Genomic DNA, 23178 nt, shown 5'->3' on the forward strand with positions numbered 1-23178 from the left:
CCGCCCCCCCCCCCCCCCCGCCCCCCCCCCCCCCCCCCCCCCCCCCCCCCCCCCCCCCGCCCCGCCCCCCCGCCCCCCCCCCCCCCCCCCCCCCCCCCCCGCGCCCCGGGCCCGCGCCCCGGCCCCGCGGCCGGAGACGACGGTCCCGGGACGGTGATCGCGGCCAGGGCCGCGGCGCCGGCCGTCACCGTCGCTTTCTCGGCGGCGTTCCTCGCGGTGTCGTCCTTCCGAACCTGACGGGCGTCCTCACAGTGCGGACGCGAACGCCACCGCGACGCCGTCCCGGCCGATGGTCAGCTTGCTCTGCGGCAGGTTGCTGGCGTAGCAGGCGAACTGGGCGAAGCAGAGGTTGACCGAGCGCGCCATGTGGGAGAAGAAGCGCGAGCCGACCCCGGTGGTGTCGGTCCCGATCACCCCGTTCACGGGGGCGTTGAACACGTCGGTGACCAGGCCCTGCGGGTAGACGACGGAGCTCTTGTCGGTGAGGTAGTCGCCCCGGTTGTACAGGCCCACGCTGATGACACGGCTCGCCTCCCGGCCCGGGGTCCGGTTCGCCGTGCAGTAGGAGAAGGCGTGGTGCCAGGTGTAGATGGTGGTGCCCGCCCAGGACGTGAGCGTCAGCGGGACGTCGACGTTCACGCACACCTGGTCGTACAACAGCAGCGCGGCGCGCGACGCGGAGGAGTCCCGGCCGGCGGGCCTGCGGGGCGGGTCGGCCTTGGTGACGACCGGATCCCCCGCCTTCACCGACATCGGCACCGTACGGGCCAGCTCCGGATCGTTCTTGATGATCTCAAGGTCCGCGGCGGTGGCCTCGCCCGAGACGGCGCGCTGAACGGCGGTCCTGACCTCGTCCTCGGAAGGATCGTCCGCGGCGTTCACCGGGCCCCCTGCGGCCATCACCGCCACGGCCGCGACGGCGAGTCCCGCGGAAACGGTACGGAGCCTCATTCTCATCATTCCCTTCGAAATGGATTTCTTTCGGCAGGAGAAACTCTGGCAGCCGCGGAATCCGGGAAGCAGAGCAATGACTACTCATTCCTGGGTGGGCCATTCCTCATACCGGCGGTGACCGGCTGGCCTAGCGTTCACGACGGGACGGCCGGAGAGCCGTCACGTCCCGTCGGAAGGCGCCGACCGGCTCGAAGCCGTCCGGCCGGCGTCAACGCAATTCAGACGGCGGTCTCTCCGTAGTTCATCCGGGTTTGCCACACCGATACCGGATCGCCTTACTCCGTCCGCCACCGTGGGTTCGAGGTTGAGTAAACACCGCGGGCGCTGTTAGCTTCACCCGGTGGACGACATGCCTGTACGGACGGAGACGATCGAGGACTTCGCGGCGACGTTGCGCGAACTTCGCAAATCTGTCGGAAACCCACCTTTCCGGGAAATGTCCGGCAGGTCGGGGGCGATCTCGCACACGACACTGCACGAGGCCACGAAGGGCAACCGGCTCCCGAGCTGGGAGACCACCGTCGAGTTCGTCAGGGCCTGCGGCGCGGACCCGGCCGCGTACCGCGAACGCTGGGAGAGGGCGAACCTCGCGGTCAGATCGGCGGGCGCCGGAGATCCTCCGGTCCGCGCGGACACCCCGGCGGCCGATCCCGGTGAGCCCGCAGCCGCCGCTCCGGGCGTCGCTCCGGGTGCCGCCCCGGGCGTCACTCCAAGTGCCGCCCCGGGCGTCGCTCCAGGTGCCGCCTCGGGCGTCGAGGAAGGCCGTACCGCGCACACCGCCATGGGGTCGCAGACGCCACGGCTCGCCGGTGAGCCCCCGGCACCCGCGCCCCCACCGCCCACACCGCCGCCACCGCCCGGTGAGGGTCCGGGCGACGTCCGCCCGGCCCCTCCCGCGCCGGGCGGCCGGGGGCGGTTCCGGACGGCCCACCTGGCCGCGGCCGCGCTCGCGGCGGCGGTCGTCGGCATGGGGGCGGCGGCCCTGATCACGGCCGCCGTCGATCGTGACCCCGGGACCGGCGGGCACGGCCCGAGCCCGTCCCCGGGCCCGTCGAAGACCTCGTTGTCGGCGGCCGACTGCCCGGTACGCGCGGCCAACCCGCCGTGGGGCCCGCCCGCGCACAAGGGGGACTCGGCGGTGTTCATCGGGGACATCACACTCCCCGACTGCACGCGCGTCGGCCCCGGCCAGACCAGGACCAAGGTGTGGCGGCTCAAGAACGCCGGGACCGTGCCGTGGAAGGGGTACTCGCTGCACCGCCTCGACCCGCAGCAGCCCGACCAGTGCCGGACCGCCTCGGATGTTCCGATCAAGGACACGCGTCCCGGGAAGATGGTCGACGTCCGGACCGACGTCACCGCGCCGGGGAACCGGGGCTTCTGCTACGTGCGGTTCAAGATGATGGACGGTGCGGGGCGGGTCGCGTTCCCCGGAGGTCGGCCGCTCAACTTCCAGGTCGTCGTCGAGTGACGCCTGTTCCCCGCCGTGCGTCACACGACGGGGAACCGGGGGCGGACGGTCCGCGGGGGGCAAGGGATCAGGGGATCAGGGGGTCAGGCCGCGGGGACCGAGGGATCGAGGGGTCAGGCCGAGGGGGTCAGGGGGTCAGGGCGATCCCCCTGTAGTAGGCCCTGAGGATCCTGGAGAAGCTCCAGCCCGCCCTGGCCTTGTCGCGAGAGCCGTTCTGCGACATCCAGTCGCCGGTGACCCAGTGGCGGCACGACGTCGTCGTTGAGCAGTACTGGGCCTTGAAGATCTTCCCGCCGCGCGTCATCCGGGTGCCCCACGTCGCGTCCACCGCGGCGTTCGTCGCCGCCGTCGCCGAGCCCGGCCTGTACACCTGGCTGGCCGTGGTGTCGGCGACGTCGTAGCACCGGCCGTTCGGCGTCTTGCTCGCCGACCTCAGCGCCCAGTACCAGCCGAAGTTCTTGACGGCGATCGCCCCGGCCTTCAGGGACTCCCTCGGCCAGTACGACGGCCACTCGTTCGGCAGGACGTTCTTGATGTAGGTCTTGAACGCCACCCGCTCCACGCGGTCGAGGGAGGTGCGGTAGACGAGGATCGTCGTGGGCGGCCTGCGGTGCGTGCCGTCGGTCTTGCACCCCGTCGGCGGTGCGGAGCTCAGGAGCCGGTGGGAGGCGTTCTGGTTCTTCAGGCCCGGTTTGAGGTTGCCCCGGGCCCCGGCTGCGAAGTCCTGGTGGACGCTGCCGCCGTAGTTGCTGTTGAAATGGACGCGGACGGTCGCGGAGGTGCGGTTCCACACCGAGGCGGCGGCGTTCTTGACGCACTTGCCCTTGCCGTTGCCCGGCCCCTTGTAGTCGAAGCAGGAAGGCTGCCTGGTGCCGTAGTCACCGACCGATCCGGGAAAGTCGGAGACCGATCCCTGGTTGTTGCTGTTGAAGTAGTAGCAGAACTCACCGGCCTCGCACACGCCGTTACGACCGGCCGCCGAGGCGGGCGGGACGGCGCTCAGCACCGTCCCGCCGAGCACCATCGCGACGGCCGCCGCGGCGAGCCGCGGGACCGGCCGTGCGGTTCGTGGGGACATGGTCGCCCTCCTTCTCATCATGGGCCGCGGTGTGTCAGCGGAGGTTGTAGCCCTGGGAGATCCAGAACGAGGCCGGGTTCGGGTTGAGCAGCGTGTAGTCGCCGACGCTCCTGGTGGCGCGCTTGTGCCATCCGGGACGCATCTCGACGTGGGTGTGGGCGGCCCCGCTGGACGACACCCCGCGCCACGCCTCGGTCCCGATGAGCTGGCCGCGCGCGATCTGCCGGCCCACGCGCAGGGACGACTGCGGAGCGACGTGCAGGTAGATGATCGTCTTCTTCAGGGAGGCGTGGTAGACGGCGATCGTGGAGAGCCCCGAGCGGCCGTTGCGTCCGCGCGCGACGTTGATGACCTGACCGCTCACCAGGGCGTGGACGGGCGCGCCGACCCTGCGGGTGAAGTCGATGCCCTCATGCTTGCCGGGCGTGTTCCGGTAACCGTCGAAGCCACAGCTGATGCGGCCTCCACCGGCCTTGTACAGCGCGTACGTCATGTTGACGCGCGTCGAGGTCGGCGGCGGTGCGGAGCTCAGGAGCCGGTGGGAGGCGTTCTGGTTCTTCAGGCCCGGTTTGAGGTTGCCCCGGGCCCCGGCTGCGAAGTCCTGATGGACGCTGCCGCCGTAGTTGCTGTTGAAATGGACGCGGACGGTCGCGGAGGTGCGGTTCCACACCGAGGCGGCGGCGTTCTTGACGCACTTGCCCTTGCCGTTGCCCGGCCCCTTGTAGTCGAAGCAGGAAGGCTGCCTGGTGCCGTAGTCACCGACCGATCCGGGAAAGTCGGAGACCGATCCCTGGTTGTTGCTGTTGAAGTAGTAGCAGAACTCACCGGCCTCGCACACGCCGTTACGACCGGCCGCCGAGGCGGGCGGGACGGCGCTCAGCACCGTCCCGCCGAGCACCATCGCGACGGCCGCCGTGGTGAGGATCCTGTTGCGCGTTCTCATGGTGTTCTCCCTGTGTCCGTGCGGTCCGGGCCTCGGAGGATCGGCGACGCCGAACCCTCCTCCCGGGTGCGGATGGTCACCTCGGGGGCGTCGTCCGGGCCACGGCCGGCGAGCCCGTTCGGGCCCGGGTGACGGTCACCGGTCCGGCTCCGTGGCGGGGTCCACGGTTCCGGATCGCACCCCCTGTCCACAAGAAGATCGTGTTGTCAGCCTGTTCGACGGGGTCCCGTACAGGCGTACACGCCGCCTGACAGGCGATCCGACGGCGAGCGGGACGCACGGACCGGGACATGCCGGGACCGTCGACCGGCCCCTGCCGGTACACGTCCCGCTCCGCGTCCGGTGGCCGGCCGGACGGGACGGCTACCCGATGACGACCACCCGCGCCCATTCGGGCGGTGCGTCCGGCACGTGGTCGGGATCGTCCTCGTCCCACGACCCGGACAGGTCACTCCGGCGGAACAGTCCCACCACCGTCCGGCAGGGGGCCGCTCGTCCGGCCAGGGGGTCTGGCCGTCGGTCAGGACCACGATGACGTCGGGCCGCGGCCTCGTCCGCAGTGCCCCGGTGAAACCCGTCCGCAGGTCCGTCCCGCCACCGCCCACCAGGGAGATCCCCTCGGCGCGGCACAGCGGGCCCACGGCCCGGGCCGCCGCGTCGCACGACAGCACGCCGACCAGGTCGCGCCGGCCGCCCACGGCCCGGACGATCGCGGTGACCTCCAGAAGCGCGCTCCCCGGTTCGGCGTCGCTGACCGACCCCGAGGTGTCGATGATCACCGAGACCCGGGGCGGTCTGCGCCGCAGGCTCGGCAGGACGACGCCGGGCAGGCAGGCGGACCGACGCGACGGCCGGCCGTAGACGTGGTCCTCTCCCGCGCCCGGCCCCGAGGCCGCCGAGCGAATCGCCGAGCCGAGCAGTTCCCGCCACGGCTGTGGCGGGTGGAACGCCTCCTCCGCCCACCGCCGCCACCCCTTCGGGGCGTTCCCGGGGCGGGCGTTGATGCCCTGCGCCACCCGGAACCGGACCGCGTCCCGGAAGGCGATCCGGGTCGAGCCGTGGCAGCGATGCCCGCGGCCAGGTCCCGCCGAGGCCGCGTACCACGACGTCGTGGTCGTGAACCCACCGCAGGTGGACGAACCGGTTGGCCAGGGGCGCGCTCAGCTCCCAGCCGTCGGCCGCGGAGGAGCGCGGGTTGGCGGCCGCCACGATCCGGATCCCGGGCGGGAGCCACAGCGCGCCGTTCCGTCCGCCGCCGAAGCGGACCGGGCAAGGCAGGTGATCCCGCAGAGCCTTTAACGTGCCGCGCGGCCGACAGGACTCGAACCCCTGATCTTCCGATCCGCAGGGAAGGGCACCGGGCTTGTCGGGGGCGTCCTGCCATGCTCAGACGGTGGAGGCCGGACCCTTCCGGTGACCATCTCGGTCAGACGAACATCCAGCAGTAGAGCAGCTGGTCGTGCTCCTTCGCGCGGCGAGCCAGCCCGACAAGATCCCTGACCAGGGACAGCAGGTACTCCCTGTCGTCCGAGGAGTGGAAAGAGAACTCCTCGATCTTCGTCCAGCGTTCCGCCACCGCGGGCAGGGACGAGTCGTCCGCGCCGGCGAGGATGTCGCGCGCGTTCACCGACAACTCGTAGATTGCCGCCCCGCCCAGGTAGGGGGAGTCCTCGGGCAGGGCGTCCCATTCCTCGTCGGTCTGCGGGGCCGGATCGGGATACGAGGGGTACAGGGGCACCGCATCGACCAGGCCGAGAAAGAAGTCGACCTCGCCGGCGAACGCCACGAGCCGGCCCAGGATCACCTGAGGGTCGATCCATTTGGTCTCCACGGCGTCGAAACCGGCGACTCCGTACTCAGGATCGTCGATCACACGGGAAAGGTCCGGTTGGACCATCGCCGCCGCACGATCCGCGGCCCGGTAGTACTCACAGAAGACGCTCATGCGAGCGATCCTGGCCCGGCGCGCGCACAACAGGGCAATCACTCGGGCATACCTGCCGAATACCAGACCACCGAGGCAACCTCGCCGAGGCGACGTCAACAGGTTCACCACCTCGACCCTGGACGCCCGATGGAAAAGCGCGATGGTCGCGAGGCCACCGAAGTGAGCACGATGAGCAGGCCGGCTCTCAGGACGTTGCCGAGGCGTACCCCTGGGGTATCGGTATTCGGTGCCTGGGCGTGAGCCGTCGTCCTTCCGGGTTTGTCGTCGTCGGACGTTACGCTGCCCCGCATGAACCCGACGGCCGCGATCGAGACCTGGCGTCGCCTGCTGGACCCCGCCAAGTCCTGGGTACTGTTCGGCCATGGAACCTGCGTGATCCTGATGGAACCGGCCGGAGACCTCGCGCAGCAGGCGACCTCCCTCCTGAGGGAGTACGGCCCCGTCCGCGCGGGCACACCGGCCGGAGACTTCACCACCGTCGACCTGGACGACGCACCCGGCTGGGCCGTGACCGGCCATCACCCGGACATCCTCACCTATGTCGATCCCGGTGAGCTGGAGAACCACGACGACCTCACGGTCGGCCTCTTCGGCCGCGGCAAGCGCGACCGGGACGGCCACGACCTGACCGTCGTCCACATCGAGGACAGACGCGCCTCCTGAACCAGGGCCATCACCGCCCGACCCGCGGCCGCTCGGTCGTGACCAGGGGGCCGCGTCCTCATGAGTGGTACCGGGTCGGCCGAAGTCGCGTCCTCGTGAGTAGTGCCGGGCCGGCCGGATGAGTAGTGACTGCTCTACCTGCACGGGTCGCCGAATACCGATGCTGAGGGACGTAAGAGTCGGTTCCCGATCGGGAGGAGGCACCGAGATGACGGTGCAGGACATGGCCAAGCAGGTACTGGAGATCTCCGACAGCGAGGGGCGGGAGCTGCTCGAGGAGTGGGCCACCGTGGAGAACGCCACGTTCACGGCCTACGCGAGCAGGTACCTCACCACCTTCATGCGCCCGTGCTCGAAGACGCACTGCTGAGGCCGTAGCGGAATCCGAACACACCTGAATCCGGGCGTGCGGGCCGGCGGGACTCCCGTCGGCCCGCACGCGCTTCGTGAACGGAGCCGTTGATGGCGGAGACCATCTCCCCCCTTCTGCTGAGAAGGCAGACGTTCAGGACCGCGCTGTCCGCGCAGTCCCTCGACTTCCAGTCGCTCGTGGGCCGGCCCGCGCGGTACGACGACGACTGCGTACCGTGCGTCCTGATCCTCACGCGTGCCGACGACCGTGAGGCCGACCACATCTCCCTGCGCCTGGCGGCGGCGGGGATACCCATGCTGAGAATCGACAGCGACCGTTGTGCGGGAACCGAGCTGGTCTGGGACGTCTTCCGCGGGATCGTCCGCGTGGGAGGCGAACGGTTCCGGCCCAGGGTTCACTGGTCGCGGTACTTCTCGGCGAGTTCCATCGCCGCTCCGGAGCCGGGTGGAATCGCTCACTACGTGCGGGAGCAGTGGGGAGCGTGGGCGGAGGGCATGCGGCCGCCCGCGGACGTCGTCATGGTCAACCGCTCGGCCGGACGCTGGCAGCCGAGCCGGACGGCGCAGCTCACGGCGGCGCGGGAGGCGGGGCTGCGGGTCCCGGCCGGCGTGGTCACCACGTGCCCGGGCCTCGCGCCTGATCTGATCCCGGGATCCGGTGACCTGGTGGTGAAGAGCCTGGGCGAGCACCTGATCGAGGAGACTCCCGGCAACGCGATCGGGCTGTTCCCCCGGAGGGTGAGCCGCGCCGAGCTGTCGGGCGACCGGACGGTGGAATCCGCCCCGGTGCTGATCCAGGAGTTCGTGCCGTCCAGCGGGGAGCTGCGGATCCACTGGGCCGACGGCGAGTTCATCGCCTTCCGCCTGGGCAAGCGGTCCATGGACGTAGAACGGCTGGACGTCTCCCAGGTGTCGATCGAGCAGGTCCCGATGCCGCTTGAGCTGGCCGGGCCGCTCACCCGGCTCAGCGAGCGATGGAACCTGCAGCTGGCTGCCTTCGACGTTCTCGACACATCGTCGGGGTACGTGTTCCTCGAGGTGAATCCCGCGTTCGACTGGTTGTGGCTGGAGAGTCGCGCCGGGAACAGGCCCGTCTCGTCGGCCGTGTGCACGTTCCTGATCAACGCTTTCGAGGGGACCTCGTCATGAGGGTGCGGGTCGCCGAGCACGCGGTGCTCTACTGGGACGACGGGAGACTGGTCTGGGACGACTACCTCCACCAGCAGCAGTTCGCCCTGACCGAGGACAGCTCGCGCGTACTGTGGTGGTTCCGGGAGTGGCGCGAGCTGAGCAGCGTCGGACGGCTCGGCGCCGCGCTCGTCCCGATCGCGGAGCGGCTGCTGGAGTCCGGGCTCCTCATCGCCGAGGGCTCCGACCGGCACGAGCGGCAGAACGAGCTCAAGAACCGATGGGGAACGTGGGGCCCACCGGCCGCGTACTACCATTTCGCGACCCGCGTACGGTCCGGCGGCAGGATCCTCTCCGCCGGAGAGGACAGGGCCAGGACACGTGAGAAGGTCGGTCTCTCCCCTGTCCCGCCGCCGTTCAAGCCGACCGGCGACCGGCCGCTGGTCGCGTTCGGCAAGCGGCCTTCCGGTGACGCCGGCTGGCCCCACCCGCGCCTGATCGACGCCCTGTGGAGACGGCGCTCGACGCGGGCCTACCTCGACAAGCCCGTCGATCTCGACGACCTGGCGACCGTCCTGACGGTCGCCGGCGGCGTCGTCGCCTTCCGCGACGATCCGGAGTTCGGCCACGACGTCTTCAAGACCAGCCCCTCGGCAGGGGCACGTGACCCCATCGAGATCTACGTGTACGCGGGCGACGTGGAGGGTGGTCTCGAACCGGCGATGTACCACTTCTCGCCCTCGGCCCACGGGGTGACGCGGACGGGGGACGCGCCTTCCCGCGAGAGGCTGGTGTCGGCGCTGGGCGACCAGGCCTGGCTGGCCACGGCTCCCGTGCTGCTCGTCTACACGGCGATGATCGAGCGGAGCCAGTGGCGCTACGAGGCCGCTCGCGCCTACCGGGACATCTCACTCGGGCTCGGTCACGTCAGCCAGACCGTGCTGCTGACCGCGACGGCGATGGGCCTGGGCGCCGTCTTCGCCACGGCCGTCCGCGACGAGGAACTCGAGGCGCTCGTCGGCTGTGACCCCATGTCCGAGATCGTGCTCGGCGTCACCGCGCTCGGCCATCCCCGCGGCGCGACACCGTCGATCCCCGACGACACGGCTCCGTGACCGGCGGGCTCCGGGAAGAGGCCGTGCGGGGTGAGCCGCGGAACACGGCCGCGTCCGGGCCTCCCCGGGGCCGGCCGGTCCGGGGAGGTCCGGGCACGGGCCTGATCCCGCGACTGCCGCGATCCGCCTGGACGACGCTCGTCGCGCACGCCCTGTCCGCGGTGGGCACCGGCATGACCATGCCTTTCCTGATCGTCTATCTCCACGACGTGCGCGGGATCGCCGTCGGGACGGCCGGGCTGGCGGTGTCCATGGTGGGCGTCGGCGCCCTGGCGGCCACCATGGCCGCGGGGGTGGCGATCGACCGTTTCGGAGCGCGTGCCGCCCTGATCGGCGGCTGGTCGGTCGCCGCGGCCGGGACGGCGTTCATCGCCGTCGCGGGCGCACCGTGGCAGGCCTTCACCGCCGCGGTCCTGGCCGGGATGGGCGGGGCCGTCGCGTCCCCGGCACAGGACTCCCTGCTGGCGCGGTTGGCGCCCTGGGCACGTGCCTCGGTCTTCGCGGTGCGGTACGCGATCACCAATGCGTGCACCACCGTCGGGGGTCTCCTGGCGGCCGTCCTCGTCTCGGGTGGACGGCCGGCGTCCTTCGTCCTGCTCTACTGCCTGGACGCGGGCACCTACGTCCTCGCCGCCGCGCTCGTGGCGTGCGTCGCCGTACCGTCGCTCAGAGGGGTGTCCCGTTCCCGGCCGGCGCCACGCCGGCGCCTCGGCGAGGGGTACCGCGAGGTGGCCGAGGATCGCCTGTTCCGGAGGATCTGGCTCCTGACCGTGCTCCTGGTCGTGGCCGGTTACACTCCCCTGTTCTCGGTGTTCCCGGTGTACGCCACCGAGTCGGCCCGGCTCGGCCCGCACGTCGTGAGCATCGCCTTCGTCGCCAACGCCCTGACCGTGGCCCTCGTCCAGCTGGTCGCGCTCCGGCTGCTTCGCGGATGTCGCCGGACCAGTGTGATCATCGTCGCGTGCGGCTGGTGGGCCGCCTCCTCGTGCCTGGCCCTCGCCGTCGGCGGGCTCGGCACCGGCCTGGCGATCGCCGCCTGCGTGCTCGCGGCCGTGATGGTCGGGATCGGCGAGACCGTACTCTCCCCGGCCCTTCTGCCCCTGGTGAACGATCTCGCCCCGGAAGGCCTGTCAGGCCGCTACAACGCCGCGATGTCCCTCGCCTTCACCGCCGGGTTCACCGCCGGGCCCGCGCTGGCCGGATCGATGCTCCAGTACGGTCTGGGCGCTCACCTGATCACGGGACTGATCGTCATGTCCGGCGTGGCCGCGTTCCTCGCCCACCGGCTGGCCCCCCGGCTGCCCGCGTCCGCGAACCTGGCGGCCCGGACTCCGCCCGCGCACGCCACCACCGGTGACGCCGTGAGCACGCCGGGGCATGCCTGAGTCAGGGCGGCGGGGTTGAGGGGCCTCGTCCACCGAGGGGGACGGGGCCGGGCAAGGCGGGGGACGGGCCGGTGGCCTGCGTGAAGATGCGTTCCATCTCGGCGGCCTTGGACCACGCCTTCTCGGCGGGCTCACCCGAACGTGCCCCCACTGTGCCCCTCCGGCCGCTTCGACCTTGTCCGATCACGGTCTCACCGCAGGTCAGAGGAGGAAAGGGCGGACGAGTCGGCCTGTAGGCCGGGTTCTGTCCTTCACTCGCGTGAAGGGGCGACCATCCATCTAGGGCCGTCGTTGCCGGCGGCCTCAAGCGGTCTACCCGCGCGGCTCGGGCGGGCAGCCCTCGAACGTCGCGCGCGGGACGCTCCGGGGAGCGCCCCTTCTTGACCTTGCTCCGGGTGGGGTTTACCGAGCCGCCCACGTCACCGTGGGCGCTGGTGGTCTCTTACACCACCGTTTCACCCTTACCCCGTCTCGCGACGAGGCGGTCTGTTCTCTGTGGCACTTTCCCGCGGGTCACCCCGGGTCGGCGTTACCGACCACCCTGCCCTGTGGAGCCCGGACCTTCCTCGGCGGGCCTCCGGAGAGGCCCGACGCGGCCGCCCGGCCGGCTCGTCCGCCGTGATCCAAGCCTATCGGCTCCCACGTGGGCTCCAACCGGGTGGCGAGTGCTCCGCCCTGGAGACGGGACACGCGAGGACGGCGTGCCGCCCCGCGCCGGGTCCGAGAAGAACAGGACCCGGGCCGCCGGTTCAGCACAGGTGCGAGGTGTCGTTGAAGGTCTTCACCACCGCCGGGCCGTCGGCGTAGTACTCGATCAGGGACAGGGCCGACAGGTCGAGGTGCATGCGGTACAGCGCGGCGAGGGGGGCCAGCAGCGCGAACCGCACCAGCATCTTGATCGGCGTGACGTGGGAGACGACGAGGACCGTCTTCCCCTCGTAGCGCTCGATCAGCAGGTCCCTGGTCGCCTCGACCCGCCGCGCCGCCACCCCGAAGCTCTCGCCACCCGGCGGCGCGGCGGACGGGTCCGCCAGCCAGGTGGCGAGCTCGTCGGGCCAGCGGCGCTGGATCTCGGTGAAGGTGTGGCCCTCCCAGTCGCCGAAGTCGGTCTCCCTGAGCCCTTCCTCGACGACGACGTCCAGGCCGGTCCTGGTCGCGACGGCCTCCGCGGTGGCGCGGGCCCGCTTGAGCGGGGAGCTGACGATCACTTGGAGGCCGTACGACTCCTTCGCCAGTTTCGCGGCTGCGGCCTCGGCCTGGGCCATGCCGTTGGGGGTGAGCTCGGGGTCGCCGAGCCCGGAGAACCTGCGCTCGACCGAGAACGGCGTCTCGCCGTGCCGGAGCAGGTACAGCGAGGTCGCGACGGAGGTGGGCGGGCGCCAGCCGGTGCCGGGGCTCGTCCCGGTGGCCTTCGGTTCCACCTGCGCCCGCGGTTCCGCGACCTTCCGTTCCTTCTTCGCCGACAGCTCCGCGACCTCGCGGAGCTCGGTGACGGTGTCGAAGAGGAGCAGGTCCTCGGCGGGCCCGCCACCGGTGGGGGTGGTGGACGTGGCCCGGGTGGCGGGCGCGGCCGGGGCGACCGGCGTTCCCGCCACCGCGCCCGAGGCCCCCGAGGAGGCCGACAGCGCCCAGGGGCGTCCCTTAGCGGCGGCGTCCATGGCCTCGTTGGCCAGGCGGTCGGCGTCCTTGTTCTTCTCCCGGGGGATCCAGCGCCAGGTCACCTTGAGGCGCCTGGCCAGGGCCGCGGCCTCCAGGGCGAGCGGGCGCAGGCCCTCGTTCTTGATCTTCCAGCGGCCGGCCATCTGCTCGACGACCAGCTTGGAGTCCATCCGGACCTCGACCCTGGCACCGTCCCCGGCCAGGGAGAGCAGGGAGGCCAGGCCCGCGATGAGCCCCCGGTACTCGGCGACGTTGTTGGTCTGGGTACCGATCGCCTCGGCCGTCTCGACCAGGATCTGGCCGTCGGCGGCGTCCTTGACGACGGCCCCGTACCCCGCCGGTCCCGGGTTGCCCCGGGAGCCGCCGTCGGCCTCGATGACGTACGAGGTCACGGGCGAGGTCACAGGCCGGACTCCGCGGTGCGGACCAGGATCCGGCGGCACTCCTCGCAGCGGATGACCTCCTCCTGCGAGGCGGCCCTGATGCGGTTGATCTCGGCGATGGACAGGCTCGTGCGGCAGCCCTGGCAGCGGGCCCCCTGGAGCATGGCGGCACCCACCCCGAACTGCTCGCGGAGCTTGCCGTAGAGGGTGAGCAGGTCGGCCGGGATGTCGCCGGCGACCTCCTCGCGCCTGGCCTGGAGCTCGCCCCTCTCCTTGTCGATCTCGGCGAACGCGGCGTCCCTGCGGTCCTCGGCGGTGCCGCGGGTGCCGGCGAGCTCGTCGCGCTCGGCCACGAGCCTGGCGACCTGCTCGTCGGCCGTCTCGCGGCGCTCCATGATCTCCAGGACGACCTCCTCGAGGTCGCTCTGCCTGCGGCTCAGGGAGGCGATCTCGGACTGGAGGCTGGCCAGGTCCTTGGGAGAGGAGACCTGGCCGGAGTCGAGGCGCTTCTGGTCGCGCGCGGCGCGGCTGCGGACCGAGTCGACGTCGGCCTCGGCCTTGGCCTGCTCGCGGGCGAGGTCCCCGGACTCGGTCTCGGCGGCGATCACCTGTGTCGCGATGCGGGCGATACGGGCGGAGAGCTCGTCGATCTGCGCCAGCTCCGGCAGGGTGCGGCGGCGGTGGGCCAGCCGGTCGAGGGCGGAGTCGAGTTCGGCCAGGTCAAGCAGACGCTTCTGGGCCGCAGGGGCTGCTTTCACGTGAAATCCTCGCACTTTGCTGTTGTGTTCCAGGCGTCCGTGACCGTCTCGGATACGCGCGTCTCAACATTAATCCCCCGGGCGGCCATCGCGGACGTGAGATGGCCCGCCGCGTCGGCGAGCCAGGGCCACTCGGTGGCCCAGTGGGCCGCGTCGATCAGCGCGGGGGCACCGGGGTCCTCGACGAACTCGCTCGCCGGGTGGTGGCGCAGGTCGGCGGTGAGGAACACGTCCACACCGGCGGCGCGGGCCGTGCCGAGCAGCGAGTCCCCGGCTCCCCCGCTGACCGCGACCCGCTGCACGGGGCGGGCGGGGTCCCCGGCGACCCGCAGGCCGCCGGCGGTGGCGGGGAGCCCGCGGGCGGCCTGCCGGGCGAACTCGGCGAGCGGTAGGGGGGCGGGCAGCGAGCCGATCCGGCCCAGGCCGCGGCGGGGGTCGTCGTCGGCGGGCCTGAGCGGGACGAGCGGGCCGGTCAGGCCGACGGCGCGGGCCAGCGCGTCGGAGACCCCGGGGTCGGCGACGTCGGCGTTGGTGTGCGCGGCGAAGAGCGCGACGTCGTTCCTGATGAGCGTGTGGACCAGCCGTCCCTTGGGGGTGGTGGCCGCGACGCTGGTGGTGCCGCGCAGGTAGAGCGGGTGGTGGGTGACGATGAGGCCGGCGCCCCAGTCGAGGGCCTCCTCGGCGACGGCGGCCGTCGGGTCGACCGCGAACAGGATCCGGCGCACCTCGGCGGCGGGGTCCCCGCAGACGAGCCCGACCGCGTCCCACGACTCCGCCCAGCGCGGGTCGTAGCGGGTCTCGAGCTCCGTGACGATCTCGGCAAGCGTAGGCACCTGCGCAGACTACCGGCCTATTCCCCGATCCCGGCCGAGCGCCTAATGTAAGTGGATGCTGACCCCCGGAGGGCACGCGTGAGCCCGAACATCGCGATCATCGGTGCCGGATTCGGCGGGCTGTGCATGGCCGTCCGGCTGGAGAAGGCCGGCATCCGCTCGTACACGATCTTCGAGAAGGGGCCGGACGTCGGGGGCACCTGGCGGGACAACACCTATCCGGGGGCGGGCTGCGACATCCCGTCGCACCTGTACTCCTTCTCGTTCGAGAAGTACTCCAGCTGGACGCGCCGCTATCCCGGACAGCCGGAGATCCTGGACTACCTGCGACGATGCGCCGACGCCCACGGCCTGCGCCCGCGCATCCGGCTGAACACCGAGGTCGTCTCGGCCACCTTCGACGAGCCGTCGGGCCGGTGGCGGGTGCGCACCACGAGCGGCGCCGGGGCCGGGGAGGAGGTGTTCGACGTGGTGGTGTCGGCCATGGGACAGCTCAACCGGCCCCACCTGCCCGACATCCCGGGAATGTCAGACTTCGCCGGGGCGGCCTTTCACTCGGCCCGCTGGGACCACTCCCAGGACCTGGCGGGCCGCCGGGTGGCCGTGATCGGGAACGGCTCCTCGGCCGCGCAGTTCGTCCCGAAGGTGGCCGAGGTCGCCGCTCACCTGGACGTCTTCCAGCGGACCCCGAGCTGGGTCATCCCCAAACCGGACGCCGTCTTCGGCCCCCGTATGCGGGCGGCCCTGCACCGCGTGCCGTTCCTGCAGCGCGCCTACCGCGAATGGGTGTACCGCTACGGCGAGCACACCCTGTACCCGGCCCTGGCCGGGGGGTGGAGCGCCGACCTGGTGCGCAGGCGCGCCCTGGATCACCTGCGCGCACAGGTCCCGGACCCTGAACTGCGCGCCAGGCTGACCCCGGACTACCCGGTCGGCTGCAAACGGGTCGTCATCGACAGCGGGTTCTACCCCGCGCTGACCCGCCCCGACGTGGACGTCGTCACCGACCCGATCGTCCGGATCGTCCCGGAGGGTGTGCGGACCGTCGCCGGGCTCCGCGAGGCCGACGTGATCGTCTACGCGACCGGCTTCCGGACCACCGAGTTCCTGGCCCCGGTCCGGATCACCGGGCGCGGCGGGCGGGTGCTGGCAGAGGAGTGGAGGGAGGGCGCCGAGGCCTACCTCGGCATCGCCGTCCCGCGTTTCCCCAACCTGTTCCTGCTGTACGGGCCCAACACCAACCTGGGGCACAACTCGATCGTCTTCATGATCGAGTGCCAGGTCCGCTACATCATGGGGTGCCTGCCGCACCTGGCCGAGCGCGGGCCCATGGAGGTCAGGCCGGAGGCTATGGCCACCTGGCGGCGGAGCCTGGACCGGGCCATGAGCCGCATGGTCTGGCAGGCGGGCTGCAGGAGCTGGTACAAGAACGAGGCCGGCCGGGTGACCGGTAACTGGCCGGGGACGACGATGCTCTACCGCCGCATCACCAGGGCCCCGCGCCCGGACGCCTTCCGCTTCGCCCGCTGACCCCCGACCCCCGACCCCACGGTCCGCCGGCCACCGATCCACCGGCCACCGGCCACCGGCCCGCCGATCCTCCGCCCCGGCCCGCCGGACGGCCGGGGACGCGGCGATGCCGGTAGCGTCGGGACGGACGAGAGCCGTCCACCCAGAAGGGCCCGCCCGTGTCCGCCGACCTGCACCTCGGCCCCCCGGCCGCCGACCTGCACCGCGACTCCGTGGTCGCCGACGCCCACAACGACCTGCTGATGGCCGTCACCGCCAGGCCGCCGCGGCGGTGGGCGTCGTTCTTCCGGGAGCGGTGGCTGCCCCAGCTCGTCGAGGGCGGGGTGAACCTGCAGGTGCTGCCCGTCTTCATCGACGACGCCTACCGGCCGGAGGGCGCGCTCCGGCAGACCCTGCGCATGATCGAGTGCGCCCACGTGCTGGCCGAGGCGAACGCCGACGCCGTACGGCTCTGCCTGGACGGGGCACAGGTCGACGAGGCGCTCGCCGAGGGCAGGATCGCCCTCGTCCTGGCGATGGAGAGCATGCCGGGGCTGGACTCCGCCGTCGAGCTGGTGCCGACGCTGCACCGGCTGGGCGTGCGCGTCGCCTCGATCGCGCACTGGGGACGCACGGCGCTGGCCGACGGCAGCGGGGAGGACGCCACCGGCAGCAGGCTCACCGCGGCGGGGGTGGAGACGCTGCGGGAGATGGAACGGCTCGGCATCGTCTTCGACGTCTCCCACCTGGGCGCGAGCGGGGTGGAGCACGTGCTGGAGCTGACGGTCCGGCCGGTGATGGCGACCCACTCGTCGGCCCGCGCGCTGCGCGACCACCACCGCAACCTCACCGACGAGCAGTTGCGCGGGGTGGCCGCGACCGGGGGCGTGGTGTGCGTGAACTTCCTGGCCGCCCTGCTGTCCGCCGATCCCGCCGAGTACACCCTGGACCGGCTGGTGGACCACATCGAGCACGTGGCGAGCGTCGCCGGGATCGACCACGTCGGCCTGGGACCGGACTTCGTCCGCGAGGTCCTGCACGACGTGACCCCGCCGTGCTGCGAGAGCGACTACGACGTCGACCCCTACGCTGCCGTGCCGGGACTGGCCGGCCCGAGCGGGCTGCCGCTGGTCACCGAGGCGCTGCTCAAGCACGGCTTCGCCGAGGAGGAGGTCGTGAAGATCATCGGCGGGAACGTGCACCGGTTCTTCCGCGCCGAGCTGGGCAGGCCCGGCGACCGGTGACGGGCCGTCACGGCCCGCGCGACCGGCCGGGTCCGGTCCGTTCCGGCCGCCGTCGCCCGCCCGGACCGAGGACCGCCGGGCCCGGCGGCGGGAGCGTCTAGCGGGCCAGGTACTCCTCCCTGACCCGGGAGCGGGAGAGCTTCCCGGTCGGGGTCCGGGGCAGCTCGTCGCGGAACTCCACCACCCTGGGGTGCTTGAAGCGGGCGATGCGCGGGCCGAGGTGGTCGAGCAGGTCCTGCGGGTCGGGGGCGGAGCCGGGCACCGGCTGGACCAGCGCGACCACCCTGTGGCCCCACTCCTCGTCGGGCACGCCGATCACCGCGACGTCGGCGACCGAGGGGTGCTCCAGCAGCGCCGCCTCGATCTCGGCCGGGTAGATGTTGACCCCGCCGGAGATGATCAGGTCGGTGCGCCGGTCGCAGAGGAACAGGAAGCCGTCGTCGTCCATGTAGCCGATGTCGCCCGGCGCGTACCAGGCGCCGCGCATGCTGGCGGCGGTCTTCGCCGGGTCCTTGCGGTACTCGAACCCGCCGGTGGCCGACCTGACGTGGATCATGCCCGGTTCCCCCGGGGGGAGCTCCTTCCCGTCGGCGTCGAGGATCCTCGCCTCGACGCCCGGGACGGGGCGGCCGACCGTGCCGGGGCGCTTCAACCAGTCGAGCGGCTTGACCGCGAAGGCGATGGAGGACTCGGTGGAGCCGTAGTACTCGTACAGGACCGGGCCCCACCAGTCCATGACGCCCTTCTTGACCACGACCGGGCAGGCCGCGCCGGTGTGGACCACCTGCCGGAGCGAGGAGACGTCGTAGCGCTCCCTGACCTCCGCCGGGAGCTGCAGCATCCGGTGGAACATGGTCGGGACCATCAGGGCGTTGCTCACCCGGTGGCGGTCGACGAGCTCCAGGACGGTCTCCGGCTCGAACCTGGCGGCGATCACCACGGTGTGCCCGAGGTGCAGGGCGAACACGGTGTGCGCGCACGGCGCCGAGTGGTACATCGGCGAGGTCACCAGGTGGACCTCGTCGCCGGGCCGCAGGTCGCAGACCTCCCCCATGAACCAGGTGTAGAGCGGGACGGTCTCCTCGGGCTCCTTTCCGGACAGCGGGCGCTGCACGCCCTTGGGGAACCCGGTGGTGCCCGAGGTGTACCACATGACGGTGCCCGAGGTGCGGTCCGCCGGGGCGGTCCCCGGCTGCCCCTCGGCCAGGGCGGCGACGCCGTCCAGGGCGCCGTCGACCGGGAGGGCCGCGCCGCCGGCGGGGCCGGTCACCACGAGGCGGGCGTCGCAGTCGTCCAGGATGTAGCCGATCTCGGCGGGGGTGAGGTGCCAGTTGACCGGTACGTGGTACAGCCCGATCTGCCCGGTGGCCATCAGCATGACCACCGCGTCGATGCCGTTGGGCAGCACCCCGGCGACCACGTCGCCCGTCGTGAGCCCGCGCGCCCGCAGTCCGTGCGAGACCCGGTTGACCAGGGCGAGCAGCTCGCCGTACGTCGTCACGGTGCCGTCGGTGTCGATCAGGGCGCGGCGTCCCGGGTCGGCCTCGGCGATCCGGTAGAAGCCGGGCAGCCCGCTGATGTCGGCCATGCCCCTCCTCAGAGCTCCAGCAGCTCGGCGAGCCGGGCCCGGTGCGCGCGGGGCGGCCCCAGCAGCACCTCGTCGGCCTTGGCCCGCTTGTAGTACAGGTGCGCGTCGTGCTCCCAGGTGAACCCGATGCCGCCGTGCAGCAGCAGGTTGTCGCGGGCCACCTCGAAGCAGGCCCGGCCGGCGTAGGCCTGGGCGAGCGCGGCGGCCGAGGGCAGCTCGCCGGGCGCCTCGTCGGCGGCCCAGGCGGCGTACCGGACGATCGACTCGGCCTGTTCCAGCTTGCAGTGCATGTCGGCGAGCCTGTGCTTGACGCCCTGGTAGGAGCCGATGAGGCGGCCGAACGTCACCCGGAGTTTCGCGTAGCCGACGATGGCGTCCAGGCAGGCGCGCAGCACGCCGAGCTGCTCGGCGGCCACCGCGACCGCGAACAGGTCCCTGGCGCGCGCCACGCCCTGCGGGGAGAAGGCGATCTCCTCGGCGCCGGTCAGGTCCACCCGGGCCTGCCTGCGGGTGATGTCCAGGGTGGTCAGCGGGGTACGGGTGCCGTCGCGCGCGGCCAGCACGCGGGGCCCGTCGAGCGCGAGCACCACGTCGGCCTCGGCGCCGTTGAGCGCGCGGTCGCCGTCGAGGACGACGGTCGCGACCGTGGTGCCCGCGGCGATGCCGGGCAGCAGTTCCTTCTCGCCGGTCTCGGTCAGCAGGATCGTGGCCAGTGTGCCCGCCAGGAAGGGGCCGGGCAGCAGCGCCGCGCCGGTCTCGGTCAGCACGACGGCCAGCTCGGCGTACCCGGCCCCGGCTCCGCCGTGCTCCTCGGGGACGACGAGGCCGGACAGGCCCAGCTCGCCGTTGAGCCTGCGGTAGACCTCGGGGTCGTGACCGGTCCCGGATTCGGCGGCCCGCCGGACCGCGGGCAGCGGTGAGGCCGAGGCGAGGAAGGAACGGACCGCGTCGCGCAGCTCCCGCTGCTCCTCGGTGAGCACGAGTCTCATGTGTTTCGCCCTTTCTGCACCGACCGGCGGGTCACCCGTTCACCGTGAGGTCCTTGAACGGCACGTTCTTGTCCAGACGCGGCTCGGGCGGCAGGCCGAGCACCCGGTCCCCGACGATGTTCCGCATGATCTCGTTGGTGCCGCCGCCGAGGGCCATCGCCGGGGCCAGGGAGAGCGCCTCGGCCAGGCCGCCGCCGCCCTCCTCGTAGGCGACGGCCTCGGGCCCGGCCAGCGAGGTGGCCAGGTCGGCCTGGAACATGGTCAGCTCGGCCAGCAGCAGCTTGGCGGCGCCGCCCCGGGCGCCGGGGAAGATCCCGGCCTTGGTCTCCTGGGAGAGCCGCTGGTTGAACAGGGCGAGCGCGCGGGAGCGGACGTACAGCTCGACGAGCGCGTCCCTGACCACCGGGTCGGAGGTGTCGGCGGTGCGGCGCAGCGCGTCGAAGGCGACCGGGTTGTCCTTCTGTCCGCCCATGCCGACCCCGCTGGAGATCGACAGGCGCTCGTGCAGCAGGGTGGTGACGGCGCAGCTCCAGCCGTCGTTCACCTCGCCGACCAGGTTCTCCTCGGGGATGTGCACGTCGTCGAAGAAGATCTCGTTGAAGTGCGCGCGGCCCGTCATGTCCCGCAGCGGGCGGACGGTGACGCCGGGGGCGCGCATGTCCACGATGAACATCGTCAGGCCCTTGTGCTTGGGCACGTCCACGTCGGTGCGGGTGAGCAGCAGGCCGTGGGAGGCGTGCTGGGCGACGGAGGTCCACACCTTCTGCCCGGTGACCCGCCAGCCGTCCTCGACGCGGACGGCCCGGGTCTGCAGGGCGGCGACGTCGCTCCCGGCGCCGGGCTCGGAGAAGAGCTGGCACCAGATCTCCTCGCCGCGCAGCAGCGGCCGCAGGTGGCGGGCCTTCTGCTCGGGGGTGCCGAGGTCGACCAGGGTGGGGCCGCACATGCCGAGCCCGATGGAGAAGACGTAGGTCGGCAGCGTGAAGTCCTTGGCCTCCTCGGCGAAGGCCCGCTCCTCCGCCTGGGTCAGCCCCTGCCCGCCCCACTCGCGGGGCCAGGTGATCCCCGAGTAGCCCGCGTCGTACATGCGCGCCATGAAGTCCTTCGCGGCGGCGACGCCACCGGGGTCCGGGGCGGCCTCGACCTCGGCGTTCCCGGCGTTGGCCTCCAGCCAGGCCCTGGCCTCGCGCCGGTACTCCTGAAGATTCATGTCCGCTCCAATCAGTGCTCACTTACTCTAGCCAGCGCCGGATGGGTCGTACAGAGCAATGCTCTACTGAGGAGCTTGGGAGATCTTTATCCCTTCTTGGCAGGAAATGCACTGAAACGCGGGCCGGGGGCGCCCGGGAGATCGCCCTCGCGCACGGCGGCACCCCGAAGCCGCAGGACGGCTCCGCGGGAGCGCGCTTCGTGCCGCGCCTCCCGCTCGCCCGCGAACAGGGGGACGATCCCCCCTGAGCCGGACGGGTCACGGCTCACGAAGGGTCCCGGCCGGGCATCAGGGGCCGCGTCCCGCGTTCGCGGGGCCCGGACCAGGGGTACCCCTCACCTGGGGTCACACCCCCCTGACCTTCACCCCTATCCCGAACGGCCGGACTTGACCCGCTAGTGTTCCCTTGTGGCAAGGGGATTTGGGCGATTACGTCGTGAAGATCTGCTCCGGACCGCCTGTGATGTCATCGCGACCCAGGGGTTCGCTCACACCCGAACCGCTGACATAGCCCAGGCGGCCGGGGTGAGCCAGGCGCTGCTCTTCTACCATTTCGAGACCAAGGAGAAGCTGTTCGCCCAGACGTTCTCCTACGCCGCCCAGCTCGACCTGGACGCGCTCGCCGCGGTGGAGGAGGCGGGCGGCTCCCCCCTCGACCGGTTGCGGGCCCTGCTGAGGCTCTACTCCCCCATCGGCAAGTCCAAGTCGTGGGCCCTGTGGATCGACGCCTGGGCCGAGTCGATGCGCAACCCCGACCTGGAGGAGATGTCCCGCAGGATCGACCTGCGCTGGAGGCAGTCCCTGCGCGCGATCATCGAGGACGGCGTCAGGGCGGGGGTGTTCACCTGCGCCGACCCCGAGGGGGCGACCTGGCGGATCATCTCGCTGATCGACGGCCTGTCCACGCAGCTGACGGTGCATCGCCGGGTGCTGCCCCGGGCCCGCCTGACCGGGTTCATCCGGACGGCCGCGGCGGCGGAACTGGGTCTGTCACCCGACGAGCTGGACTGAGCGGCCCGCCGGGCAGCACGATCAGCAGCATGGCGAGGGCGATCAGCCCTCCCCCGAGGAAGACGCCCACGGTGAGCGGCTCGCCGTACAGCGCGACGGCCAGGGCGGTCACCCAGAGCGGCTGGGACGACAGGATCACCGCCGCGGACACCGGCGGGACGTGCACCTGGCCCCACGAGCGGGCCAGGAAGCCCAGCGCGCACGCCACGATCGACAGGTGACCGAGGGCGGCCCAGTCGCCCGGGGTGGCGGGCAGGGTCAGGCCGTCCGGCGCGGCGAGGAGGCCCGTCATCACGGCGATGGTGCCGAGCTGGATCACCGTGACCGCGTAGGCGTTCCGCCGGGCGGCCGGGGAGTTGCCGAGCGCCAGCGTGTGGCCCGCGTACAGCACCGCCGACAGCAGGGTGACGAACAGCGCGGGCGGCGAGACGTGACCGCCCTCGGTGCCGCGCAGCACGGTGAAGACTGCCATCGCGGCCATCGCCAGCGCCGCCGCGGCCCAGACCCGCGCCGACGTCCTTGCCCCCAGCAGGACCAGCCCGAGGACCGGGGTGATCACCACGTACGAGCCGACCGTGAACCCGGAGACCGACGAGGGCAGGTCGTGCAGCGCGACCGCCTGGACCGTCTGGCCCAGGCCGAACAGCAGGCCGAGCAGGATGCCGGTCGGCCAGGTGCCCTCGGGCAGCCCTCGCAGATGCCCGGGACGGAGCGCGGCCAGTGCGAGCGCGGCGATGCCGTACCGCTCGGCGAGCAGGTCCGCGACGGGCACGCGGACGATGAGGTCCTTCATCAGCGGGAAGGCCGATCCCCAGGCGGCGCTGACGAAGATCAGGAGCATGATTCCCACGACGGGCCGGGGAGCTACCACTGCCATACCGGAAGGGTGACATCACCCAACGCGACGGTCCCGTCACCGAACGGATCGGGGATGGCC

General features: G+C 72.1%; 21 protein-coding genes and 1 other RNA gene. 9 read left to right on the forward strand and 13 right to left on the reverse strand.

From position 1 onward, the window contains the following. Positions 1 to 246 precede the first annotated feature (246 nt). The gene (locus ACIBCT_RS08835) at positions 247 to 951 is read right to left on the reverse strand and encodes a hypothetical protein (RefSeq protein WP_399186810.1); all 705 of its coding nucleotides are present in this window, start codon (positions 949 to 951) and stop codon (positions 247 to 249) included. Positions 952 to 1390: 439 nt separating this feature from the next. Here ACIBCT_RS08835 and ACIBCT_RS08840 point away from each other — a divergent pair, with 439 nt between their 5' ends. Further along, positions 1391 to 2425, forward strand: a complete 1035-nt coding sequence (locus ACIBCT_RS08840; RefSeq protein WP_399186811.1) for an NBR1-Ig-like domain-containing protein — start codon at positions 1391 to 1393, stop codon at positions 2423 to 2425. Between the two features lie 127 nt (positions 2426 to 2552). Here the strand turns inward: ACIBCT_RS08840 and ACIBCT_RS08845 are convergent, their stop codons facing one another. From ACIBCT_RS08845 to ACIBCT_RS08860, 4 genes are all read right to left on the reverse strand, one after another. Then, complete coding sequence (locus ACIBCT_RS08845; protein WP_399186812.1) at positions 2553 to 3503, reverse strand: SpoIID/LytB domain-containing protein; 951 nt, start codon at positions 3501 to 3503, stop codon at positions 2553 to 2555. 34 nt (positions 3504 to 3537) lie between these two features. Next, complete coding sequence (locus ACIBCT_RS08850) at positions 3538 to 4446, reverse strand: peptidase inhibitor family I36 protein (protein ID WP_399186814.1); 909 nt, start codon at positions 4444 to 4446, stop codon at positions 3538 to 3540. Between the two features lie 206 nt (positions 4447 to 4652). After that, positions 4653 to 5462, reverse strand: coding sequence for a VWA-like domain-containing protein (locus tag ACIBCT_RS08855; protein WP_399186815.1), 810 nt, complete (start codon positions 5460 to 5462; stop codon positions 4653 to 4655). 410 nt (positions 5463 to 5872) lie between these two features. After that, positions 5873 to 6319 carry a hypothetical protein gene (locus ACIBCT_RS08860; RefSeq protein ID WP_399186816.1) on the reverse strand — a complete coding sequence of 149 codons (447 nt, stop codon included), beginning with the start codon at positions 6317 to 6319 and terminating at the stop codon, positions 5873 to 5875. Between the two features lie 363 nt (positions 6320 to 6682). Here ACIBCT_RS08860 and ACIBCT_RS08865 point away from each other — a divergent pair, with 363 nt between their 5' ends. From ACIBCT_RS08865 to ACIBCT_RS08885, 5 genes are all read left to right on the forward strand, one after another. Further along, complete coding sequence (locus tag ACIBCT_RS08865) at positions 6683 to 7057, forward strand: hypothetical protein (protein ID WP_399186817.1); 375 nt, start codon at positions 6683 to 6685, stop codon at positions 7055 to 7057. Between the two features lie 208 nt (positions 7058 to 7265). Beyond that, on the forward strand, positions 7266 to 7427 hold the full coding sequence (locus ACIBCT_RS08870) for a hypothetical protein (RefSeq protein ID WP_399186818.1): 162 nt from the start codon (positions 7266 to 7268) through the stop codon (positions 7425 to 7427). A 92-nt stretch (positions 7428 to 7519) separates the two neighbouring features. Beyond that, a complete protein-coding gene (locus ACIBCT_RS08875) occupies positions 7520 to 8578 on the forward strand; it encodes a hypothetical protein (RefSeq protein WP_399186819.1) in 1059 nt (352 codons plus the stop codon). After that, positions 8575 to 9672 (forward strand): SagB/ThcOx family dehydrogenase, encoded by a 1098-nt coding sequence (locus ACIBCT_RS08880; RefSeq protein ID WP_399186820.1) that lies wholly within the window; start codon positions 8575 to 8577, stop codon positions 9670 to 9672. Before ACIBCT_RS08875 ends, ACIBCT_RS08880 begins: the two co-directional genes overlap by 4 nt. A gap of 23 nt (positions 9673 to 9695) precedes the next feature. After that, on the forward strand, positions 9696 to 11057 hold the full coding sequence (locus ACIBCT_RS08885; protein ID WP_399186821.1) for an MFS transporter: 1362 nt from the start codon (positions 9696 to 9698) through the stop codon (positions 11055 to 11057). A 217-nt stretch (positions 11058 to 11274) separates the two neighbouring features. Here ACIBCT_RS08885 and rnpB read toward each other — a convergent pair. From rnpB to ACIBCT_RS08905, 4 genes are all read right to left on the reverse strand, one after another. Next, an RNA gene (gene rnpB, locus ACIBCT_RS08890) (RNase P RNA component class A) lies at positions 11275 to 11669 on the reverse strand. A gap of 137 nt (positions 11670 to 11806) precedes the next feature. After that, positions 11807 to 13108, reverse strand: a complete 1302-nt coding sequence (locus tag ACIBCT_RS08895; protein WP_399187160.1) for a bifunctional RNase H/acid phosphatase — start codon at positions 13106 to 13108, stop codon at positions 11807 to 11809. An 8-nt stretch (positions 13109 to 13116) separates the two neighbouring features. Beyond that, on the reverse strand, positions 13117 to 13857 hold the full coding sequence (locus ACIBCT_RS08900) for a zinc ribbon domain-containing protein (protein ID WP_399186822.1): 741 nt from the start codon (positions 13855 to 13857) through the stop codon (positions 13117 to 13119). Beyond that, positions 13854 to 14690: a Nif3-like dinuclear metal center hexameric protein gene (locus tag ACIBCT_RS08905; RefSeq protein WP_399186823.1), complete on the reverse strand. Its 837-nt coding sequence runs from the start codon at positions 14688 to 14690 to the stop codon at positions 13854 to 13856. The genes ACIBCT_RS08900 and ACIBCT_RS08905 overlap by 4 nt, the downstream gene beginning before the upstream one ends. 78 nt (positions 14691 to 14768) lie before the next feature. Here ACIBCT_RS08905 and ACIBCT_RS08910 point away from each other — a divergent pair, with 78 nt between their 5' ends. Further along, on the forward strand, positions 14769 to 16220 hold the full coding sequence (locus ACIBCT_RS08910; RefSeq protein WP_399186824.1) for a flavin-containing monooxygenase: 1452 nt from the start codon (positions 14769 to 14771) through the stop codon (positions 16218 to 16220). A 158-nt stretch (positions 16221 to 16378) separates the two neighbouring features. After that, a complete protein-coding gene (locus ACIBCT_RS08915; RefSeq protein WP_399186825.1) occupies positions 16379 to 17443 on the forward strand; it encodes a dipeptidase in 1065 nt (354 codons plus the stop codon). Between the two features lie 97 nt (positions 17444 to 17540). Here ACIBCT_RS08915 and ACIBCT_RS08920 read toward each other — a convergent pair whose 3' ends face one another. Genes ACIBCT_RS08920 through ACIBCT_RS08930 form a run of 3 tightly spaced genes read right to left on the reverse strand, consistent with a single transcriptional unit; the run spans position 17541 to position 21230 of the window. Next, positions 17541 to 19031: an AMP-binding protein gene (locus tag ACIBCT_RS08920; protein WP_399186826.1), complete on the reverse strand. Its 1491-nt coding sequence runs from the start codon at positions 19029 to 19031 to the stop codon at positions 17541 to 17543. Positions 19032 to 19039: 8 nt separating this feature from the next. Continuing rightward, positions 19040 to 20020, reverse strand: coding sequence for an acyl-CoA dehydrogenase family protein (locus ACIBCT_RS08925; RefSeq protein ID WP_399186827.1), 981 nt, complete (start codon positions 20018 to 20020; stop codon positions 19040 to 19042). A gap of 31 nt (positions 20021 to 20051) precedes the next feature. After that, positions 20052 to 21230 carry an acyl-CoA dehydrogenase family protein gene (locus tag ACIBCT_RS08930; RefSeq protein ID WP_399186828.1) on the reverse strand — a complete coding sequence of 393 codons (1179 nt, stop codon included), beginning with the start codon at positions 21228 to 21230 and terminating at the stop codon, positions 20052 to 20054. Positions 21231 to 21638: 408 nt separating this feature from the next. Here ACIBCT_RS08930 and ACIBCT_RS08935 point away from each other — a divergent pair, with 408 nt between their 5' ends. Further along, positions 21639 to 22241, forward strand: coding sequence for a TetR/AcrR family transcriptional regulator (locus ACIBCT_RS08935; RefSeq protein ID WP_399186829.1), 603 nt, complete (start codon positions 21639 to 21641; stop codon positions 22239 to 22241). Here ACIBCT_RS08935 and ACIBCT_RS08940 read toward each other — a convergent pair. Further along, entirely contained in the window at positions 22186 to 23118 is a 933-nt protein-coding gene (locus ACIBCT_RS08940; protein WP_399186830.1) for a DMT family transporter, read from the reverse strand. The two genes, ACIBCT_RS08935 and ACIBCT_RS08940, sit on opposite strands and share 56 nt — an antisense overlap. Positions 23119 to 23178 lie beyond the last annotated feature (60 nt).

Source organism: Streptosporangium sp. NPDC050855 (genome assembly GCF_044456585.1).
In the GTDB taxonomy this organism is placed as follows: Bacteria; Actinomycetota; Actinomycetes; order Streptosporangiales; family Streptosporangiaceae; genus Streptosporangium; species Streptosporangium longisporum.